Source organism: Corynebacterium sp. UMB8791 (genome assembly GCF_054166365.1).
The window spans coordinates 1-17,527 of record NZ_JBSZCG010000123.1 but is presented as its reverse complement, the minus strand read 5'-3'; the positions used below and the strand labels follow the sequence as shown (position 1 = coordinate 17,527).

General features: G+C 64.6%; 14 protein-coding genes, 1 tRNA gene and 1 other RNA gene. 8 read left to right on the top strand and 8 right to left on the bottom strand.

Annotated elements, in window-relative coordinates; genetic code table 11:
- Nucleotides 1-14: 14 nt before the first annotated feature.
- The 3 genes from ACXIUA_RS07365 to ACXIUA_RS07355 form a co-directional block, all read right to left on the bottom strand.
- On the bottom strand, nucleotides 15-1,433 hold the full coding sequence (locus tag ACXIUA_RS07365; RefSeq protein ID WP_457976483.1) for a hypothetical protein: 1,419 nt from the start codon (nucleotides 1,431-1,433) through the stop codon (nucleotides 15-17).
- A 228-nt stretch (nucleotides 1,434-1,661) separates the two neighbouring features.
- Complete coding sequence (leuA, locus tag ACXIUA_RS07360) at nucleotides 1,662-3,422, bottom strand: 2-isopropylmalate synthase (RefSeq protein ID WP_457976482.1); 1,761 nt, start codon at nucleotides 3,420-3,422, stop codon at nucleotides 1,662-1,664.
- A gap of 152 nt (nucleotides 3,423-3,574) precedes the next feature.
- Complete coding sequence (locus tag ACXIUA_RS07355; protein ID WP_288857608.1) at nucleotides 3,575-4,432, bottom strand: DMT family transporter; 858 nt, start codon at nucleotides 4,430-4,432, stop codon at nucleotides 3,575-3,577.
- Nucleotides 4,433-4,547: 115 nt separating this feature from the next.
- Here ACXIUA_RS07355 and ACXIUA_RS07350 point away from each other — a divergent pair, with 115 nt between their 5' ends.
- On the top strand, nucleotides 4,548-5,813 hold the full coding sequence (locus ACXIUA_RS07350) for an aspartate kinase (protein ID WP_070363272.1): 1,266 nt from the start codon (nucleotides 4,548-4,550) through the stop codon (nucleotides 5,811-5,813).
- A 15-nt stretch (nucleotides 5,814-5,828) separates the two neighbouring features.
- Nucleotides 5,829-6,863: an aspartate-semialdehyde dehydrogenase gene (locus ACXIUA_RS07345; protein WP_070477284.1), complete on the top strand. Its 1,035-nt coding sequence runs from the start codon at nucleotides 5,829-5,831 to the stop codon at nucleotides 6,861-6,863.
- A 432-nt stretch (nucleotides 6,864-7,295) separates the two neighbouring features.
- On the opposite strand, the gene ACXIUA_RS07340 is transcribed toward ACXIUA_RS07345, so the two are convergent.
- Together ACXIUA_RS07340 and ACXIUA_RS07335 are read right to left on the bottom strand one after the other, a co-directional pair.
- Nucleotides 7,296-8,489, bottom strand: a complete 1,194-nt coding sequence (locus ACXIUA_RS07340) for a YkvI family membrane protein (protein WP_457976481.1) — start codon at nucleotides 8,487-8,489, stop codon at nucleotides 7,296-7,298.
- Between the two features lie 298 nt (nucleotides 8,490-8,787).
- Nucleotides 8,788-8,873 (bottom strand) — tRNA-Ser (locus tag ACXIUA_RS07335).
- 114 nt (nucleotides 8,874-8,987) lie between these two features.
- Between ACXIUA_RS07335 and ffs the strand changes: the two genes are divergently transcribed.
- From ffs to recR, 6 genes are all read left to right on the top strand, one after another.
- Nucleotides 8,988-9,086, top strand: an RNA gene (gene ffs, locus ACXIUA_RS07330) — signal recognition particle sRNA small type.
- Between the two features lie 104 nt (nucleotides 9,087-9,190).
- A complete protein-coding gene (locus ACXIUA_RS07325; RefSeq protein WP_457976480.1) occupies nucleotides 9,191-10,477 on the top strand; it encodes an aminotransferase class I/II-fold pyridoxal phosphate-dependent enzyme in 1,287 nt (428 codons plus the stop codon).
- A complete protein-coding gene (locus ACXIUA_RS07320; protein ID WP_457976479.1) occupies nucleotides 10,438-11,010 on the top strand; it encodes a hypothetical protein in 573 nt (190 codons plus the stop codon). The genes ACXIUA_RS07325 and ACXIUA_RS07320 overlap by 40 nt, the downstream gene beginning before the upstream one ends.
- A gap of 18 nt (nucleotides 11,011-11,028) precedes the next feature.
- Nucleotides 11,029-13,017 (top strand): DNA polymerase III subunit gamma and tau, encoded by a 1,989-nt coding sequence (locus ACXIUA_RS07315; protein WP_457976478.1) that lies wholly within the window; start codon nucleotides 11,029-11,031, stop codon nucleotides 13,015-13,017.
- A gap of 73 nt (nucleotides 13,018-13,090) precedes the next feature.
- Nucleotides 13,091-13,468: a YbaB/EbfC family nucleoid-associated protein gene (locus ACXIUA_RS07310; protein ID WP_457976477.1), complete on the top strand. Its 378-nt coding sequence runs from the start codon at nucleotides 13,091-13,093 to the stop codon at nucleotides 13,466-13,468.
- A 58-nt stretch (nucleotides 13,469-13,526) separates the two neighbouring features.
- Entirely contained in the window at nucleotides 13,527-14,153 is a 627-nt protein-coding gene (gene recR, locus ACXIUA_RS07305; protein ID WP_070363279.1) for a recombination mediator RecR, read from the top strand.
- 409 nt (nucleotides 14,154-14,562) lie between these two features.
- Here the strand turns inward: recR and ACXIUA_RS07300 are convergent, their stop codons facing one another.
- Genes ACXIUA_RS07300 through ACXIUA_RS07290 form a run of 3 tightly spaced genes read right to left on the bottom strand, consistent with a single transcriptional unit; the run spans nucleotide 14,563 to nucleotide 17,527 of the window.
- Nucleotides 14,563-15,273, bottom strand: a complete 711-nt coding sequence (locus ACXIUA_RS07300; protein ID WP_070363277.1) for a type 1 glutamine amidotransferase — start codon at nucleotides 15,271-15,273, stop codon at nucleotides 14,563-14,565.
- The gene (locus ACXIUA_RS07295) at nucleotides 15,266-16,525 is read right to left on the bottom strand and encodes a MurT ligase domain-containing protein (protein ID WP_457976476.1); all 1,260 of its coding nucleotides are present in this window, start codon (nucleotides 16,523-16,525) and stop codon (nucleotides 15,266-15,268) included. The genes ACXIUA_RS07300 and ACXIUA_RS07295 overlap by 8 nt, the downstream gene beginning before the upstream one ends.
- A gap of 9 nt (nucleotides 16,526-16,534) precedes the next feature.
- Nucleotides 16,535-17,527 (bottom strand): DNA polymerase III subunit epsilon, encoded by a 993-nt coding sequence (locus tag ACXIUA_RS07290; RefSeq protein WP_457976475.1) that lies wholly within the window; start codon nucleotides 17,525-17,527, stop codon nucleotides 16,535-16,537.

Below are 17,527 nucleotides of genomic sequence, written 5' to 3'. Positions count from 1 at the left end.
CACTCTGATAGTAGCTATGGCCACTGCACGCGGTGTAATGGCCCGCCGAGCGGCGTGTCCGACTGGATCTGCAGGCCGCCGAAATTGTACTGGTAGTCGGGCGCTGGTGCAGGGGCCGGCGCGGGCTGTTCCTGCACGGGAGCGGGCTGCTGCGCAGGCGCTGGTGCAGGCGCAGGAGCGGGCACGGGCGCAGGGGCTGGAGCCTGCCACACCGGGGCCGGCTGTGCTGGCACCTGGTACGCTGGTTCCTGTTGCGCCGGGGCTGGCGCCGAGGCCGGCTCAGACGCGGGCTCCGAAGAAGGCGGTGTGGTCTCCTCGGTGGTCTGTTCCGTCGACCGCTTCGAAGGTTCCGGCTTCTGGCCGGACTTGCTCGGGGAGTGCGCAGGCTCCGTCATGTACGTGGAAACTGTGTCCGGCGAGCCGCTCCACTGCTCGCTGAACGCCACCGAGCCGATCAGTGCGATCAGCAGCGCGCCGATGACAGCGGCTACCCAGCGCATCGGGTGGATTGGCTGGTTCTTCTTCGGCTGCGCCTCCGGGGTCTTCTCGTCCGCCGGGGTCTCCACGGCGGGGAACTCCTCCGAATCAGCCTTCGCTGCGGCGGACTTGGCCACCGCGTCGGCGCTGTCTTCCAGCTCCTCTGGGCGTACCACGGGGATCACGGTAGTCGCCGACATCGCCGAGGTATCCGGGTGGCGCGGGTGGACCTGCACCGGCGGAATCGGGGAGAGGGGCGGAAGCACGTCCGGGGCGAGTGGGCCAACGGTCACGCTCAACGACGGCTTGCCGCCCAACGGCGCGAGGTAGCCGTGAGCTACCGCCAGCAGGCCACGCTCGCTGAGGGATTGCAGCGTCGGCAGCAGCGCGGTGGCCACTGGCCCCGCCAGGGTGCCGACGGCCCGATCCCCAATCGCGACCTGCACAGTATCTTCGGCGGCATCCTCGGTGGCGCTCAGCGTGAACAGGTAATGCTTCCGATCCAGCACCGATACTTCCTGGGCCTCTTGCGCGTCTGGGAGGAAGGAGACGTCGTAGGTGCGGGTGTCGTCGAGAAATACCCACGGCTCGGTCGGTGGCTGGTTGGTGGGGATGCACAGGCCGGGTCGTGGCAAGCGCAGGACGGTTTGCAGAGAGCCGTCCGCGAGGCGGGTGGCGCGCACCGTGACCTGCGGGATCATCGAGGCTTCCACAATCCAGGACAGCTCCGCGTACTCGCGCGCGTCCGAGGCGCTCATGCTGCCGAGCACCGAGTCCTGGAAGTGAATGTCGAACCCGCCGCCCTCAGCGCGCGGGATAAGCAGCGCCGCGAGGTCCGCAACGTCCGTATCGGCGGAATCGAGCAGGTGAATGATGTGCTCTTGCTCCGCCTCGTGCACCGGGATGTTGCGAACAGCACCAAGCCCGTGGTCTGGAACCACGTATGTTGTTGCCATTTCGCCCTGCCTTACCCGGTGCTGCCTCGCCAGTAGATAAATCTCCGAGCAATGAGTATAAGGCGCGCACCTGGGTAAACGCATGTCGACCTGTGGAGGCGTGTGACACGTCACGTTCGTACGCAGCGCGGATTCTTATACGCTGAGAGAGGCGTAAGAGAAGCGAGCGCGCTTTATCACTCGCATCTCAGTCCGCCAGGCAGAACGACCCCCCTGACGGGGGTGGTGTTACGCGACCGTCGAGCGGTTCACCGCGGACACGATGGCCTGCATCGACGCCAGCGTCGTCGATCCTGCCACGCCAGCGCCCCACGCACGCTTGCCGTCGACATCCGCGTAGATGTAGCAGGCCGCGTCGGCGTCGTCACCCGCGGAGCGGGCGCGCTGCGAGTAGTCCTGCACCTCGACGTTGATGCCGATGTTCTCCAGAGCGTTCGCGAATGCCGCGATCGGGCCGTTGCCGACACCTGTGACTTCGTGGTCCTGGCCGTTGTAAGTCACCTTGGCGCGGATCCCGGTCGTCGTGGCGTCCTTGCCTTCCTCATCCGACGTGCGGAAGGAGTGCAGCTCCAGTGGCGAATCCGGGTCCAGGTAGGTCGTGGCGAAGATGTCCCACATGTTCTTCGAGTTGACCTCGCCGCCCTCGTTGTCGGTGATGTTCTGCACCACCGCGGAGAACTCCGGCTGCATCGCCTTCGGCATATCGATGCCGTGGTCCGTCTTCATGATGTAGGCAACGCCACCCTTGCCGGACTGGGAGTTGACGCGGATGACAGCCTCGTAGTCGCGGCCCACATCCTTCGGGTCGATCGGCAGGTATGGGACCTCCCAGACCGTCTCGCGCAGCTCTTCCCACTGCACCTCGGTGGAGTTTGCGCCTGGGCGCACCTTGCTCGCCAGTGCGTCCAGGCCTTTATTAATAGCGTCCTGGTGCGAGCCGGAGAACGCCGTGAAGACCAGGTCGCCGCCGTATGGGTGGCGCTCGGGGACGCGCAGCTGGTTGCAGTACTCCACAACGTCGCGGATGCGCTGGATATCAGAGAAGTCGATCTGCGGGTCGACGCCCTGCGTCAGCATGTTCAGGCCCAGTGTGACCAGGTCGACGTTGCCGGTGCGTTCACCGTTGCCGAACAGGCAGCCTTCGATGCGGTCCGCGCCCGCCATGTAGCCCAGCTCGGCCGCGGCGATGCCTTCGCCGCGGTCGTTGTGGGGGTGCAGCGACAGGATGATGGAGTCGCGGCGCTGCAGGTTGCGGTGCATCCACTCCACCGAGTCCGCATACACATTTGGGGTAATCATTTCGACGGTCGCCGGCAGGTTGATGATCATCGGCTGCTCAGGGGTGGCGTCCATGATCTCGACGACGGCGTCGCACACCTCAGCCGCGAAGTCCAGCTCAGTGCCGGTGAAGGACTCCGGCGAGTACTCCCAGCGCCAGTTCGTGTCCGGGTAATCCTTCGCGATGCCCTTGATCAGCTCCGCCGCGTCCGTCGCCAGCTTCTTGATCGCCGGGCGGTCCTTGCGGAACACCACCTCGCGCTGCAGCTTCGACGTCGAGTTGTAGAAGTGCACGATCACGTTCTTCGCGCCCGAGCACGCCTCGAACGTGCGGCGAATCAGGTGCTCACGGGCCTGTACCAGCACCTGGATGGTGACGTCATCCGGGATCATGTCCTGCTCGATGATCTCGCGCACAAAGTTGAAGTCAGTCTGCGAGGCGGACGGGAAGCCCACCTCGATCTCCTTGTAACCCATCTCCACCAGCAGGTTGAACATGCGGCGCTTGCGCTCTGGGTTCATCGGGTCAATCAGGGCCTGGTTGCCGTCGCGCAGGTCCACCGCGCACCACTGTGGTGCGTGCGTGATGGTGGCGTCTGGCCAGGTGCGATCCGGCAGGCGGATAGGCTCTACCTCCTGCGCAAACGGCAGGTAGCGGTGCGCTGGCATCTTCGATGGCTGCTGCTTATTCCAGGCTGGTTGGGTGGTCATTGTGGCTGTTCTCCTTCGTGGCGAGTTTCACGGTCGGCGTGCACAAACTCCGCGACGGGCGCCGGCCGTGTTACAACGAGGCCTGTATCCCGCCGCGGCAGATTAGGAGCAGCAGCTGATGTGACATGCGCCAAAGCATACACGGTTTGCGCCTATCCCACTTGAATACTGACCCGTGTGAGCATCGCCGCGCTGGCCAGCATCATCATTATCGACGCCACCATTACCACCCAACCCCCAACACTGGACACGGCGAAGTTCTCCCCGAGCAGCACGATGCCCAAGGTGAGCGCGACCAGCGGCTCAACAACCTTCATGGCCGGTAGCGTGGTGGCCAGCTTGCTGGCGCCGAACGCGAACTGCTGCACCGCCGTGCCCAGCACCGCGCAGGCCAGCATGGCCCAGAACTGCCACGACTCCACAAGTCCAACGACCCCGCCGTGTACGTAGGCGTCCACCGCCACCTTGGAAAACACCGCCAGGTAGCCGAAGATCGCGCCGCACAGGATGCCGTAGGCCAGCGCCTGCGTAGCGGCACCGCGGGTGCGGGCGAACGCGACCGTCCCGACCATCCAGGCCAGCCCAACCCCGATTGCCAGCACCCAGCCGACCATCCCCGGCGGGGCGGTGCCCGGAACCGGGCGGCCCACCAGGATTACCACCGCAACGAAAATGGTCAGCAGCGTCGCCCACGCCGTGCCCTGCGGCGACATTGTGCGGTGCTCCACGCGCGCCGAAAGCAGCAGCGTGAACATCAGCGACAGCACCAGAATCGGCTGGACTACCAGCAGGGATCCGAACGCCAGCGCCAGCGCCTGAAATCCGTACGCGGCCAGCGCAAGGGCGAGCGATGCCCACCAGGCGGGGCGTCGCAAAGAAGAAAGCGGTGAGGGATTGACCTCCGTTGTGGAGCGGCCGGCGCGCAAGATGCGGTGGCGCCACACCGTCCCCACCGCGATGAGCAGCGCAGACGTGAGCGCAAAGCTAATCGCAAGGAAGTCGTTCTGCATGGTCAACGATAATACTAATTTTCTGTGCCATGTCGCCCCATAGTCGTTTTTGGGACGCTATTCTTATAGTGCGGATTTTCACGCGACAGTTTTTACACCAATGGAAGGTTCTACCATGGCATTGATCGTGCAGAAATACGGGGGCTCGTCCCTCGAAAGCGCCGACCGCATACGCGCGGTTGCTGAACGCATCGTTGCCACTAAGAAGCAGGGGCACGATGTCGTGGTGGTGTGTTCCGCAATGGGCGACACCACCGACGAGCTGCTGGACCTCGCCGCCCGCGTCAACCCAACGCCGCCAGCCCGCGAGATGGACATGCTGCTCACCGCAGGCGAGCGCATCTCGAACTCGCTGGTCGCGATGGCAGTCGCATCCTTCGGCGCTGATGTGCAGTCCTTCACCGGCTCGCAGGCGGGCGTCATCACCACCGAGCGCCACGGCAACGCCCGCATTATTGAGGTGACGCCGGGCCGCGTCCAAGAAGCTATCGACGCCGGCCGCATCGCCATCGTCGCCGGCTTCCAGGGCGTCAACCGTGACACCAAGGACGTCACCACCCTCGGCCGCGGCGGGTCCGACACCACCGCCGTCGCCCTCGCCGCCGCCCTCGGCGCCGACGAGTGCGAAATCTACTCGGACGTCGACGGCGTCTACACCGCCGACCCACGCATCGTCCACGATGCCCGCAAACTCGACAAGCTCTGCTTCGAAGAGATGCTTGAGCTCGCCGCGTCCGGCTCGAAAATCCTTGTGCTGCGCAGTGTGGAATATGCGCGCGCATTCAACGTACCCATGCGGGTGCGTTCGTCATACAGCAACGATCCCGGCACCCTCGTCGCCGGAGCATTGGAGGATATCCCCATGGAAGAAGCAGTACTGTCCGGCGTTGCCACCGACGCCTCCGAAGCGAAAATCACCATCCTCGGCGTCAAGGACCTGCCAGGGGAGGCCGCCAAGGTGTTCCGCGTCCTCGCCGACAATGAGATCAACATCGACATGGTGCTGCAGAACATCTCCAGCCTCCACAACCTGACCACCGACATCACCTTCACCCTCCCAATTGCCGACGGCCCCCGCGCCATGGAACTGCTCAAGGCCCTCCAGGCGAAAGAAGGCTGGGACAACATCACCTACAACGACCAGATCGGCAAGGTGTCCCTCATCGGTGCAGGCATGAAGACCCACCCGGGCGTCACCGCCGACTTCACCGAAGCACTTCGCGACGCCGGCGTGAACATCGACATGATCACCACCTCCGAAATCCGCATCACCGCCGTGGTGCGCGAAATCGACCTCGAGGAAGCCACCCGCGCCATCCACGACAAGTTCGAACTCGGTGGCGACGAACCAGCCATCGTCTACGCTGGCACCGGACGCTAAGAAAGGACACACTTCATGACCACCATCGCAGTAGTAGGTGCAACCGGCCAGGTCGGCCGCGTCATGCGCGAAATCCTCGCCGAACGAGACTTCCCAGCGGACAAGGTGCGCTTCTTCGCATCACCACGCTCCGCGGGTAAGCACCTCGAATACCGCGGCCAGGACGTCGTCGTCGAAGACCTCACCCAGGTCACCGAAGACTCCGTCGCCGACGTCGACATCGCCCTCTTCTCCGCAGGCGGCGGCACCTCCAAGCAGTGGGCCCCAGTCTTCGCAGCCGCCGGCGCCACCGTCGTAGACAACTCCTCCGCGTGGCGCAAGGACGACGACGTCCCCCTCATCGTCTCCGAGGTCAACCCCGACGAAGCCAAGGCGCCAGCCAAAGGCATCATCGCGAACCCGAACTGCACCACCATGGCAATCATGCCCGTGGCCAAAGCACTCCACGACGCCGCCGGCCTCCACACCATGCGCGTAGCCTCCTACCAGGCCGTATCCGGCTCCGGCCTCGCCGGTGTGCAGGCGCTTGCAAATCAGGTCGCCGAAATCGGCGAGCGCAACACCGAACTCGCTCTCGACGGCTCCCTCCTCCAGCCCGAGGAGCTCGGCCCATACGTCGCACCGATCGCCTTCAACGCGCTGCCACTCGCCGGCAACCTCGTCGACGACGGCACCGAAGAAACCGACGAGGAGCAGAAACTCCGCAACGAATCGCGCAAGATCCTCTCCATCCCAGACCTGCGCGTCTCCGGCACCTGCGTCCGCGTCCCAGTGTTCACCGGGCACACCATGGTCGTCCACGCCGAGTTTGAGAAGGAAATCACCCCTGACCAGGCTCGCGCCGTCCTGGAGGCCGCGCCGGGCGTCTCCGTCGTCGACGTACCGACCCCTCTCGCCGCCGCCGGCAAGGACGATTCCCTCGTCGGTCGCATCCGCCAGGACCAGGCCGTCGACGGCAACCGCGGCCTCGTGTTCGTCGTCTCCGGCGACAACCTGCGCAAGGGCGCCGCACTGAACACGATTCAGATCGCGGAGCTGCTTGTGAAGTAGCTTTTCTGGCTTCTTGAGGGCACTTGAGGGCGCTTGAGGGCGGTCCCCTGGGGTTTGTTCCCTGGCGGGGCCGCTTTTCTGCTTCGGCTTTTGGGGCAGGCCGGTCCGTGACCAGGGGAAATGCCCCAGTACTTTCTTGGATCCTGGGTTTGAGGTGTGGTTGCTAGGTAGCCAGTGCCAATGGACGCACCGGAAAACATCTAGCACATTGCTGACCTGCAGTGTTGAATGGCTGTACCAAAACCGGTTGCGTCCTTTGGCACTAGGCCTCTCTGGGTGCACACCAAATTCGCCCATGCAGAATCAACGACCTGGGGAAACGTTCCGACTCCTCTCCGAAAAACAGGAATTTGGTGCGCTCACCCTTGTATGAGCCAAAGAAAAAGTGCCAAAGCACGCATCTTGCGTCCCTTGGCACTTGGCTGGGCAGGATTATTTAGCCTGGCTCTCAGCCTCTTCCGTCTCGAGGACTTCTTCCGCTTCGAGGGCCTGCTCGGCCTCTTCGATCATGGCTTCCTTGAAGTCCTTATTTTCCATGACGGACTTCTCGGTAATCTTGTCCAGCTCGCGCTGGTCGTGGCGGGTGAACTTCACGCGCGGATCGAGTTTGTCCTTCATGAGCTCGAGGGCGCGGCGTCGCAGGCTGCCTTCGTGGCGCAGGGTTTCCGAGCCGCGGATGCGGGCTGATGTGACCACAACGATGAGTACCAGGCCCAGGTAGCCCAGGATCGGGTAGACGAACGAGATGAGGTCCTTGAAGCCGACGAAGGACAGGACGAACCCGATCAGGCACGCGGAGATGTAGATGACGCGGAACTTCTGCTGGCGACCGCGTGCCAGGCGCTTGCCTAGGGCGTAGAACATGCCCAACGAGGTGGCGAAAATCATGCCGAAGATCACGAACGTCATGATGAGGCCGAGTGTTGGGTTGATGTTGTTGATGAGGGTGAGCATCGGCATGTCGTGGCCGTTGACGTCGCTGATGCTGACCATGAGGCCCATGCCGAGCAGGAGCAGCATCGCGAGGTAGGCAATACCGCCGAAGAGGCCGCCGAGGCCGGTTTCGCGCGGATCGAGGTAGTTGCCGCCGATGACGACCGCCATGGACACAACGCAGATGAAGTTCAGGCCGGTGTAGTTCAGTGCGGCGATCCACCAGTTTGGCAGCTCGGTTGCGACGTCCTGGGCTGCGATGTTGATGCTATCCCAGTCTGGCTGCGCGTTGACGATGGTCCAGGTGCAGCCGCCGATCACGAAGATCAGGAGGAATGGGGTGAGGATGCCGATCGCGCTGGTCACCTTATTGACGTCCAGCATGCCAACGCCGAGCACCATTGCCAGCATGATGACCGCGCCGATCCAGACCGGGATACCGAACTGCTGGTTCAGGTTCGCACCCGCACCTGCGAACATGATGAACCCGATGGAGAACAGCGTGATGATGGTCGAGATGTCCAGAACCCAGCCCATGACCTTGCCGGTGATGTTACCGAGCACTTCCATGTGTTCAGTCGCCTGGAAGTAGGAGCCAAGCTGGAGGATGGAGATGCCGCCGACCAGCATCAGGGCCGAGCTCAAGAGTGCTCCCCAAACGCCTTGCGTGCCGAAGGCTACAAAGTACTGCATACCCAAACCGCCCCGCCCCCACAACCCATCACGATCTAACACCCAACCACGTTCACAACCACTTGACATAAAGCGTCTTGTTGGGGGATGGGGTAAAAGCCCAGGTCGTGAAAAGTGGGTTGCGTCCTTTGGCACTCGGGTGATGGGTAGTGCACCACATTCCCTCACGAAGTGGGCGCGACCTGGGGAAACGCTCGGTCGCTACCCCGGAAACAGAGAATGTGGTGCGCAATCCAAACGCGAATGCAAAAACAGCGCACCCGGCGAAAACTTCAACCGGATGCGCTGTCAAAAAGCGCGGAGGATGTGGGATTTGAACCCACGAGGGTCGTGAAACCCGCACGCGTTCCAGGCGTGTGACATAGGCCGCTAGTCGAATCCTCCTAGTTGCGACACATCATGCGTCGAGGGACTACTTTAACCCATCCCCCCAGGTTCCGACAAAACGCCTGCGCAGTCAATGTTTTGCAACGCCTAAAGCTTCAGGCTAGAGTGTTCTGCAGGATCTCACGCGGTGCTCATCTCGTGAACTCCCCCAGGGCGGGAACGCAGCAAGGGTAAGCGGGCGCTGGCAGGTGCGTGAGGTCCCCTTTTTTATGGGGTAAAACTGGGGAAAAACCGTCGCGCGGGGTGGGGTGTCGCTAGTACGATGATGGGTCGTTAGTAGATACGCCGACGTACTCGAATAGGACACCAAGACATTGAACACCCCGTTGAAAGAACTAGATGCTGAGCAGCTTGCAAGCCTGGCTGCTGAGTTGCGTGAGCAGTACAAGCAGCTGGAGGAGACCAACATGGCGTTGGATCTCACGAGGGGGAAGCCCTCGGCGCGCCAGTTGGACTTGGCGGACGATCTGTTGGCACTGCCGGGTGTGGGGAATCACCGTGATGCGTCGGGTGTGGACGTGCGTAATTACGGCGGCCTGACGGGCATTTTGCAGTTGCGTGAGTTGTGGGCCGAGGCGCTCGGTATTGACCCGAAGCTGTTGGTGGCGGGAGACTCGTCGTCGCTAAATATTATGTTTGACCTGGTGTCCTGGGCGTACACGTTTGGGACGAATGATTCGCCGCGGCCGTGGGCGGATGAGCAGCGCGAGCACGCGATTAAGTGGCTGTGCCCAGTGCCCGGCTATGACCGCCACTTCACGATTACGGAGCGCTTCGGCTTCGAAATGATCACTGTCCCGCTGCTGGAGGACGGCCCCGACATGGACGTCGTGGAGGAACTGGTGAAGGACCCTGCCGTGAAGGGCATGTGGTGCGTGCCGGTGTTTTCTAACCCGACGGGCGCGGTGTACTCGCAGGCGACTATCGAGCGCCTGGCGGCGATGGAGACGGCCGCGCCGGACTTCCGCATTGTGTGGGACAACGCGTACGCGGTACACACGCTGACGGATACCTTCCCGGTGAACGCGGACGTGCTTGCGCTGTCGGCGAAGGCGGGTAACCCGAACCGGTTCTGGTACATGTCGTCGACGTCGAAGATTACGCACGCGGGCTCGGGTGTGGCGTTCTTTGCCTCGTCGGAGGAGAACCTGGAGTGGTATGAGTCGATCGCGAATGTGCGAGGCATCGGTCCGAACAAGGTGAACCAGTTGGCGCACGCGATGTACTTCAAGGACGCGAATGGTGTGCGTGAGGTGATGCGGAAGCATGCTGAGTCGCTGGCGCCGAAGTTTGAGGCTGTGCTTGAGGTGCTGGAGAACCGGCTCGGGGGCACGGGCGTGGCGACCTGGTCGAAGCCGAGGGGCGGCTACTTCATCTCCCTGGATGTGATGGACGGGACTGCGACTCGCGTGTGGGAGTTGGCGAAGCAGGCCGGCATTAGCCTGACGAAGGCGGGCTCGGCGTTCCCGAAGGGGGAGGATCCGAATGACCGCAACATTCGCCTGGCGCCGTCGCTGCCGCCACTGGAGGACGTCACCCGGGCGATGGACGGGGTGGCCACGTGCGTGCTGCTCGCGGCGGTGGAGAAGCTCAGCGCATGACGGGCGACGACCTCGCTGCCTGGCTGGCCTCGGTGTTTCCGGGGATGCAGCTTTCGCTTATCGACGCCCGCGCCGTCGCCACCGCGGAACTGAACGGTGCGAACGTGGCGGTTACCGCCGGGTTCAGCGGTACTGACATGGGGCTGGTGGCGCTTGATGATGGCGGCCCCGAAGTTGTGTGCGAGGTGATGGCGGTGGGGGACGTCGACAAGCAGGTGCTTGCCGAGGCCGTCGTGGGTGTGACCCGCGAGCTTGAGCGCCTTGGCGTGCCGGGGCAGCCTGGCGTGCTGCTCGAGGGGCTGCTGGCGGACGCGCCGGGCACCGTGCGGCATGGGCTGCTGCGGGAGCCGGAGGTGTTCGCGCAGGGCACCCCGATGGTGCGTGAGCCGCGCCGGATCACGCTGCTCCTGGAGCTGATTGCGCTGACGGATGAGGAGTTCGGGATCGCCTCCGAGCAGGGCTATCCGGTGCTGGAGCGGCGTCTTCGCAGGCGTGGCGTGGATGTGAAAGATTGGTGCCGGGAAGAGGGCTGATCGTCTACACTTGGCGCCGTGGCTCTGTACCGGAAATATCGTCCTGCAACGTTTGGTGAGCTGGTTGGGCAAGACCAGGTGACTGTGCCGTTATCGAACGCTCTCGACAACGGGCGCATCAGCCATGCGTACCTGTTTTCGGGGCCGCGGGGGTGCGGTAAGACGTCCTCGGCGCGCATCCTGGCGCGCTCGTTGAACTGCGTTGAGGGGCCGACGTCCACTCCGTGTGGCAAGTGCGCGTCCTGCGTGTCGCTGGCGCCGGGTGGCACCGGGAACCTGGACGTGATGGAGCTCGACGCCGCCTCCCACGGCGGTGTCGACGACATGCGTGAGCTGCGCGAACGCGCCATGTTCGCGCCTGCGGAGTCCCGCTACCGCGTCTTCATCATCGACGAGGCGCACATGATTTCGCCCTCCGGCAACAACGCCCTGCTGAAGATTGTGGAGGAGCCGCCAGAGCACCTCATCTTCATCTTTGCGACGACCGAGCCGGAAAAGATTCTTGGCACGATCCGTTCGCGTACCCACAATTACCCGTTCCGCCTGCTGACCCCGCAGGCGATGCGCCACCTGTTGGAAAACATTGTGGCGGAGGAGGGGGCGCACGTCGATGAGAACGTGTACCCGCTGGTCATCCGCGCTGGAGGCGGGTCGCCGCGCGACACGCTGTCCGTGCTGGACCAGCTGTTGGCGGGCGCCGGCCCGGACGGCCTGACCTACGAGATGGCGCTGCCGCTGCTCGGGGTCACGGACCTCACGCTTCTCGACGCCGCCATCGACGCCCTCGCCACCAAGGACGCCGCGGCGATGTTCCACACCATCGACAAGGTGATCGAGTCCGGCCACGAGCCGCGCCGTTTCGCCCTCGACCTGCTGGACCGGCTGCGTGACCTGCTGCTCATCGTCACCGTGCCGGATGCCTTCGGCGAAGGGCTTGTCGACGCCCCCGTCGACCGCGCCGAAATCCTCCGCGCCGAAGCGCAACAGTTCCACCCGTCGACGCTGGCGGCGCTCGCGACCGAGGTCAACGACCGCATCGCGGACCTGCGCGGCGCGACGTCCCCGCGCCTGCTGCTGGAAGTGATGATGGCGCACCTGCTCACGATGGGCGACCGCCCGGCGGTCTCCTCGGCTACTTCAGCTGCACCGGCGCCTGCTGCCCCTGCGCAGGCGGCCCAGCCTGCCCAGCCGGCCCCGTCGCAGGCTCCTTCGCAGGGTGGGGGAGCCGCGGCCGCTGCGGCTGCTGCGGCCAGGATCGCGGAGCGCCGAAAGGCGCAGAGCGCGCCAAAGCCTGAGCCCAAGCCCGAGCCGAAGCCTGAACCGAAGCCGGTGCCGCAACCACCCGCGGAACCCGCAACGCCGCCGAAGCCGGAACCAACCCCGGCACCGAAGCCAGAGCCAGCACCTGCGGAAGACCTCCTCGAACGCGTGCAGCGTGACTGGATGAAGCTGCGCCAAGCTGTGGGCAAGCGCAACCAGGTCGCCGAAATCATGCTTGCCGAAGCCAAACCGCTCTCCCTCGACAACGAAGACGGCCAGCCCACACTGCTCATCGGACACAACACGGGTGCCCTCGCGGAGCGCCTCAACGCCGACAACAACAACGGGGACATCGTCGCGGTGTTCTCCGAAGCGCTTGGCACCAAGGTTGCCGTGCGTTGCGTGGTGGGCACGAAAGGGGCGAAGGGGGCGTCGAAAAGTGAAGCAACCCCAAAACCCGCAGCACAGCAGCCCACTGACTGGCGGGCGATAGCGAAAGCCGCCGGGCAACGCAGCGCGCAACAGGAGCGCCGCGAGCGCGAGGAAGTCCCACCGCCGCCCGAACCATTCCACGAAGACGCCGGATGGGAACCGCCACCGCCGCCGCCCGAGCCCTACAGCCAAGAGGACGAAGAGCGCGACATGGTCGACCAGGCCGAGGCCGAGTCGGCGACCTTCGACCGTCGTGACGCCACCGAAGTCGCCATGGACCTGCTTGCCAGCGAACTTGGAGCCAAGCCCTTGTAAGCATTCAGGAACCACCGGGTACACTGGTGAGCAAATTAGACAAAATCACTGACACGAAAGGGTGTTACACACCATGACCCAGCCAAATATGCCTCAGGACATGCAAGAACTCATCCGCCAGGCAGCCGAGGTGCAGCAGGCGCTGCAGCAGGCACAGCAGGAGCTGCTCAGCACCACCGTCACCGGCACCGCTGGCGGCGGCCTGGTCACCGTCGTCATGACCGGTGGCGCAGAGATCACCGACCTGCAGATCAAGCCGGAGGCTGTTGACGCCGACGACGTCGAGACGCTGCAGGACCTCATCCTCGCCGCATACCGCGACGCCCACAACAAGGCCGGCGAACTGGCACAGGAGAAGATCGGCCCACTGACCGGCGGCGCAATGCCACAGGAGGCTCCTGGCGGTCAGCAGTCTGCACCTGGTGAGATTCCGTTCGGCGGCATCATCTAAACCCACCCGCTTGAACGCCTGGCACTTCGCCAGGCGTTTTGTGTTGTAAAGGACCCCCATGTTCGAAGGACCGCTCCAAGACCTTATCGACGAGCTCTCGCGCCTCCCCGGCGTCGGACCCAAGTCTGCGCAACGGATCGCCTTCCACCTCCTCCAAACCGAGCCCGAAGATATCGACCGCCTCCGCGCCGCCCTCGCCGGCGTCCGCGACGGCGTGACGTTCTGCCGCATCTGCAACAACGTCTCCCGCGAAGCAGTCTGCCGCATCTGCGCCGACTCCGGCCGCAAAAAAGACCTCATCTGCGTCGTCGAAGACGCCAAAGACATCCAGGTCATCGAACGGACCGGCGAGTTCAACGGCCGCTACCACGTGCTCGGTGGGGCACTCGACCCACTCGCGAACGTGGGCCCCAAGGACCTCGCCGTCACGCCCCTGCTGAAGCGCATCGGCGGCGTCCTTCCCGACCTCGACGGCGACGACGCCCCCCAAATCACCGAAGTCATCCTCGCCACCGACCCCGACACCGAAGGCGAAGCCACCGCCTCCTACCTGGCCCGCCTGCTCAAAGACTTCCCAGATCTGACCGTCTCCCGCCTGGCCTCCGGCATGCCGCTCGGCGGCGACCTCGAGTTCGTCGACGAGCTCACCCTGTCCCGCGCGCTCTCCGGGCGGCTCACGTTGTAGTTTTTGGGTGCCTCTTACCGCTCTGAATGCCAAAGGACGCAACACCTTTTTCGCGACCTGGGCTTTTATCCAATTTCTTGGAAAGAATTGCGTCCTTTGGCACTGGCCTTCTGCGTTGCGCACCAAATTCCCTCACTGAGTTCCAGCGAACTGGGCTTTTTCAAATCCGGCTGTCGAAACCCCAGGAATCTGGTGCGCACCAACCCACCACAGACACCACATTCCCGTTTTCCGAGTAGGCGCTGAGGCGTTTCCCCAGGTCGCGAAAATCCAATGCGGGAATTTGGTGTCACCCCAACCGAGCCGAGTGCCAAAAGACGCAACACCTTTTTCGCGACCTGGGCTTTTCCCGAGTTCCTCGGAAGGAAATGCGTCCTTTGGCACTGGCTCCTAGGGCGCTAGCGGCAACCTACCTGAGGCGCTCCTTGCGCAGCTGGTCCACCTCGGGTAACGCGAGTGGGGTGAGTTCCTGGGCGTCGATGCCGAGGGCGCGGGCGAGGAGGAGGTCGGCAAGTTCGGGGTTGCGGGCCAGGGCAGGGCCGTGCATGTAGGTGGCGATGACGCTGCCCTGCACAACGCCCTCAACGCCAGCCCGAGAACCGTTGTTGCCCACGCCACGTTTCACCTGGCCGAGTGGGGAGGCGTCGGGGCCGAGGGTGGTGCCGCCCATGTGGTTTTCGAATCCGGTGAGGGGGGCGGAGAGGCCGTCGAGAAGTGGGTGGGATTGGACTTCCCCGATGGCGCGCTCCGACATGGGGGAGGTGCGGACGTCGAGGACGCCAATGCCGGCGACTTCTTCGCCGTGGGCGGTGAAGCTGTGGCCGAGGACCTGCATGCCGGCACAGACGGCGAAGACGGGGCGGCCGGCGTCGATGGCGCGCTGCAGGCCGGGGGATGCTTGCAGGCGGGAGGCCGCAATGATTTGGGCGGAGTCTTCGCCGCCGCCGAGGGTGTAGATGTCGCAGTCGGAGGGGATGTCCTCGGTGAGGGGGATGGGCCGGATGTGGGCGTCGATGCCGCGCATGCGGGCGCGTTGGCGCAGGACGAGTGCGTTGCCGTCGTCGCCGTAGGTGCCGAGTACGTCGGGGAGTAGCAGGCCGATGGTCAAAGTGTTAGTCACGGTCCAGCTCCTTGTGTAGGTCCTTTTTGAGGTCGCGGAAGGCGGTGTAGTTGGCCAGCACTTCGACGCGGCCGGGTGGGCAGGCGCGGATGGCGTCGACGCAGTTGTGGATCAGTTCGTGTTCGATGTCGGCGTAGAGCAGGCGCACGGCGAGGTCGGTGCCGCGTTCGCCGGCGGCTTTGACGGCGATGCCGTGGAAGTCTTCGAACTTGACGTCCCAGAGCCAGGAGAGGTCTTCGCCGTCGGCGACTTGGCCGTTGACGGCGATGACGAGGCCGTCGGCGGTGCGGTCCACCATGGAGAGGGCCTCTTGCCAGCCTGCCGGATTCTTGGCCAGCAGGAGGCGGACTTCGTGGTCGCCGAAGTGGATGGTGGAGTAGCGCCCGGCGACGTCTTGGACGTCGGCGACGGCGGCGAGCGCGGAGGCGAGTGGTACACCGAAGACGTCGACGGCGCAGGCTACGGCCTGTGCGGCGTTGCCGCGGTTGGCCCGCCCTGGCAGCGCCAGGTCAAGCGTGACGACGCCCCCATCCGGGCAGCGCAGGCCGTCGTCGGTGACGGCGTAGGTGGGGGTGGGGCGTCGAAACTCAGAGCCGTCGGGGAGGGGCTCGACGGCGTACCAGTCGTCCTCGGTGCGTACGACGTGGCCGCCGCTGCGGGGGTTGGTGACGGAGTCGCCGAGCCAGCCGGCGCCCGCGGAAACCCAGATGACGTTGGGGTGGTCCCAGGCGACGGAGGTCATCAGCACGTCGTCGCAGTTAGCGATGACGGTGGCCTCCGGGTGGGCGTTGACGGCGCTGCGGAGGGCGCGCTCGATCTTGTTGATCTCGCCGACGCGGTCCAGCTGGTCGCGCGACAGGTTGAGCAGCACGAACGCCTTCGGCTGCAGCCGGTCGGCGACGTGGGGGACGTGCAGCTCGTCGACCTCGAGGGCGATCGTGGAGGCGTCCTTGCCCGCCATGAGCGCGGAGATGATGCCGGCGTCCATGTTGTCGCCGCCGTCGTTGGTGGCCACGGTCCTGGTGGAGCGCAGCGCCGCCACCAGCATCTTTGTGGTGGTGGACTTGCCGTTCGTGCCCGTCACCAGCACGGCCGGGCGCCCCTTGGACAGGCCTGCCATGATGTTCGGGTCGATCGCGTTGGCAACGAGCCCGCCGATCATGCCGCCGGCGCCGCGACCGGTGGCGCGCGACGCGAACGTGGCGGCCTGCGCGGCGGCCAGCGCAACAGAGGTACGCAGTTGTGAGAGCATGCCTCTACGTTAGTCGCGCGCTACGGCCTGGAGAAACTCCTGCGCGCTGAGCACCGGGATGTCTTTGCGGTGCGCGTGCATCGCTTTGCCACGCAGTTCTGCGCCGCGGGATGGGGCGTCGGAGACTACGAGGGATGCGGTGCGTGTGAGCTTTTCTTGGTAGTTCAGCCCGGCGTCGAGCGCGGCCTGGATGAGCTCGTCGGGGTCGACGGCGACGTCGTCGGAGATGGAGATCTCCATGCCTGGCTTGAGGCCCGCACCCGTGTAGACGCCCGGATTATCGACGTCCCCTTCGCGCTTATGCGCGTCCACCCGCAGTGCGGAGCGCTGCAGACCGAAACGGTCCGCCTTGAGGTCCTCCGGGTCGATGCTGGTCAGCGTGCCGTTTTCGCGCAGCTGCAGGTACACTGCGACGAGCTTCAGTGTGGCCGCCCGGGAGAGTTCCTCCTCGGGGACGCTGGCGCGCTCGACGGTGGCGGTGGCCGGTTCGGAGAGCACGCCGACTTGGTTGGCCACGGCGTTGAGTCGCTCGTCGATGAGGATGTGGCCCTGGCGGCGCGCGCTGCCGAGGATGTCCACGATTGCTTCGGGGCGCGGGATGTGGCCGACGCGCTGGCGCCGCCGGTTGTGCTTGCGGGCGCGTTGGCGGTTGGCGCGGGCGGCGGCGTTCATGGCGCGGCGCGACTCGGAGACGAGGTACCCCCACTCCGTGGGGCTGTCGAGCACGATGAGGGTGCGGCCGTCGATAAGCTTGTTGAGTGCCTTGAGGTGCCGCGCGAACCGTGGCGCCTGAGCGAAGTCGCTCTTCTCCAGGTTGTGCAGGTGGCGCGGGCCGGCGTCTTTGACCGGGTTGAATACGGCGTGGAAGTCCTCGCCGACCTCGCCGTTTTCGTCGAACGTGACCGCATCGAGGGTGAGCAAACGCCCCGTGGAGGGGTGGATGCTTGTCGAAAGGGCGCTTACCGCGACGAACGGAAAGAGCTCGTGGTCAGGTGTTGTCAT

Bases quoted from the DNA above. Each gene is read 5' to 3' on its own strand.
- ACXIUA_RS07365 (WP_457976483.1), bottom strand. From the start codon at position 1,433: ATGGCAACAACATACGTGGTTCCAGACCACGGGCTTGGTGCTGTTCGC.
- leuA (WP_457976482.1), bottom strand. From the start codon at position 3,422: ATGACCACCCAACCAGCCTGGAATAAGCAGCAGCCATCGAAGATGCCA.
- ACXIUA_RS07355 (WP_288857608.1), bottom strand. From the start codon at position 4,432: ATGCAGAACGACTTCCTTGCGATTAGCTTTGCGCTCACGTCTGCGCTG.
- ACXIUA_RS07350 (WP_070363272.1), top strand. From the start codon at position 4,548: ATGGCATTGATCGTGCAGAAATACGGGGGCTCGTCCCTCGAAAGCGCC.
- ACXIUA_RS07345 (WP_070477284.1), top strand. From the start codon at position 5,829: ATGACCACCATCGCAGTAGTAGGTGCAACCGGCCAGGTCGGCCGCGTC.
- ACXIUA_RS07340 (WP_457976481.1), bottom strand. From the start codon at position 8,489: ATGCAGTACTTTGTAGCCTTCGGCACGCAAGGCGTTTGGGGAGCACTC.
- ACXIUA_RS07310 (WP_457976477.1), top strand. From the start codon at position 13,091: ATGACCCAGCCAAATATGCCTCAGGACATGCAAGAACTCATCCGCCAG.
- recR (WP_070363279.1), top strand. From the start codon at position 13,527: ATGTTCGAAGGACCGCTCCAAGACCTTATCGACGAGCTCTCGCGCCTC.
- ACXIUA_RS07295 (WP_457976476.1), bottom strand. From the start codon at position 16,525: ATGCTCTCACAACTGCGTACCTCTGTTGCGCTGGCCGCCGCGCAGGCC.
- ACXIUA_RS07290 (WP_457976475.1), bottom strand. From the start codon at position 17,527: ATGACAACACCTGACCACGAGCTCTTTCCGTTCGTCGCGGTAAGCGCC.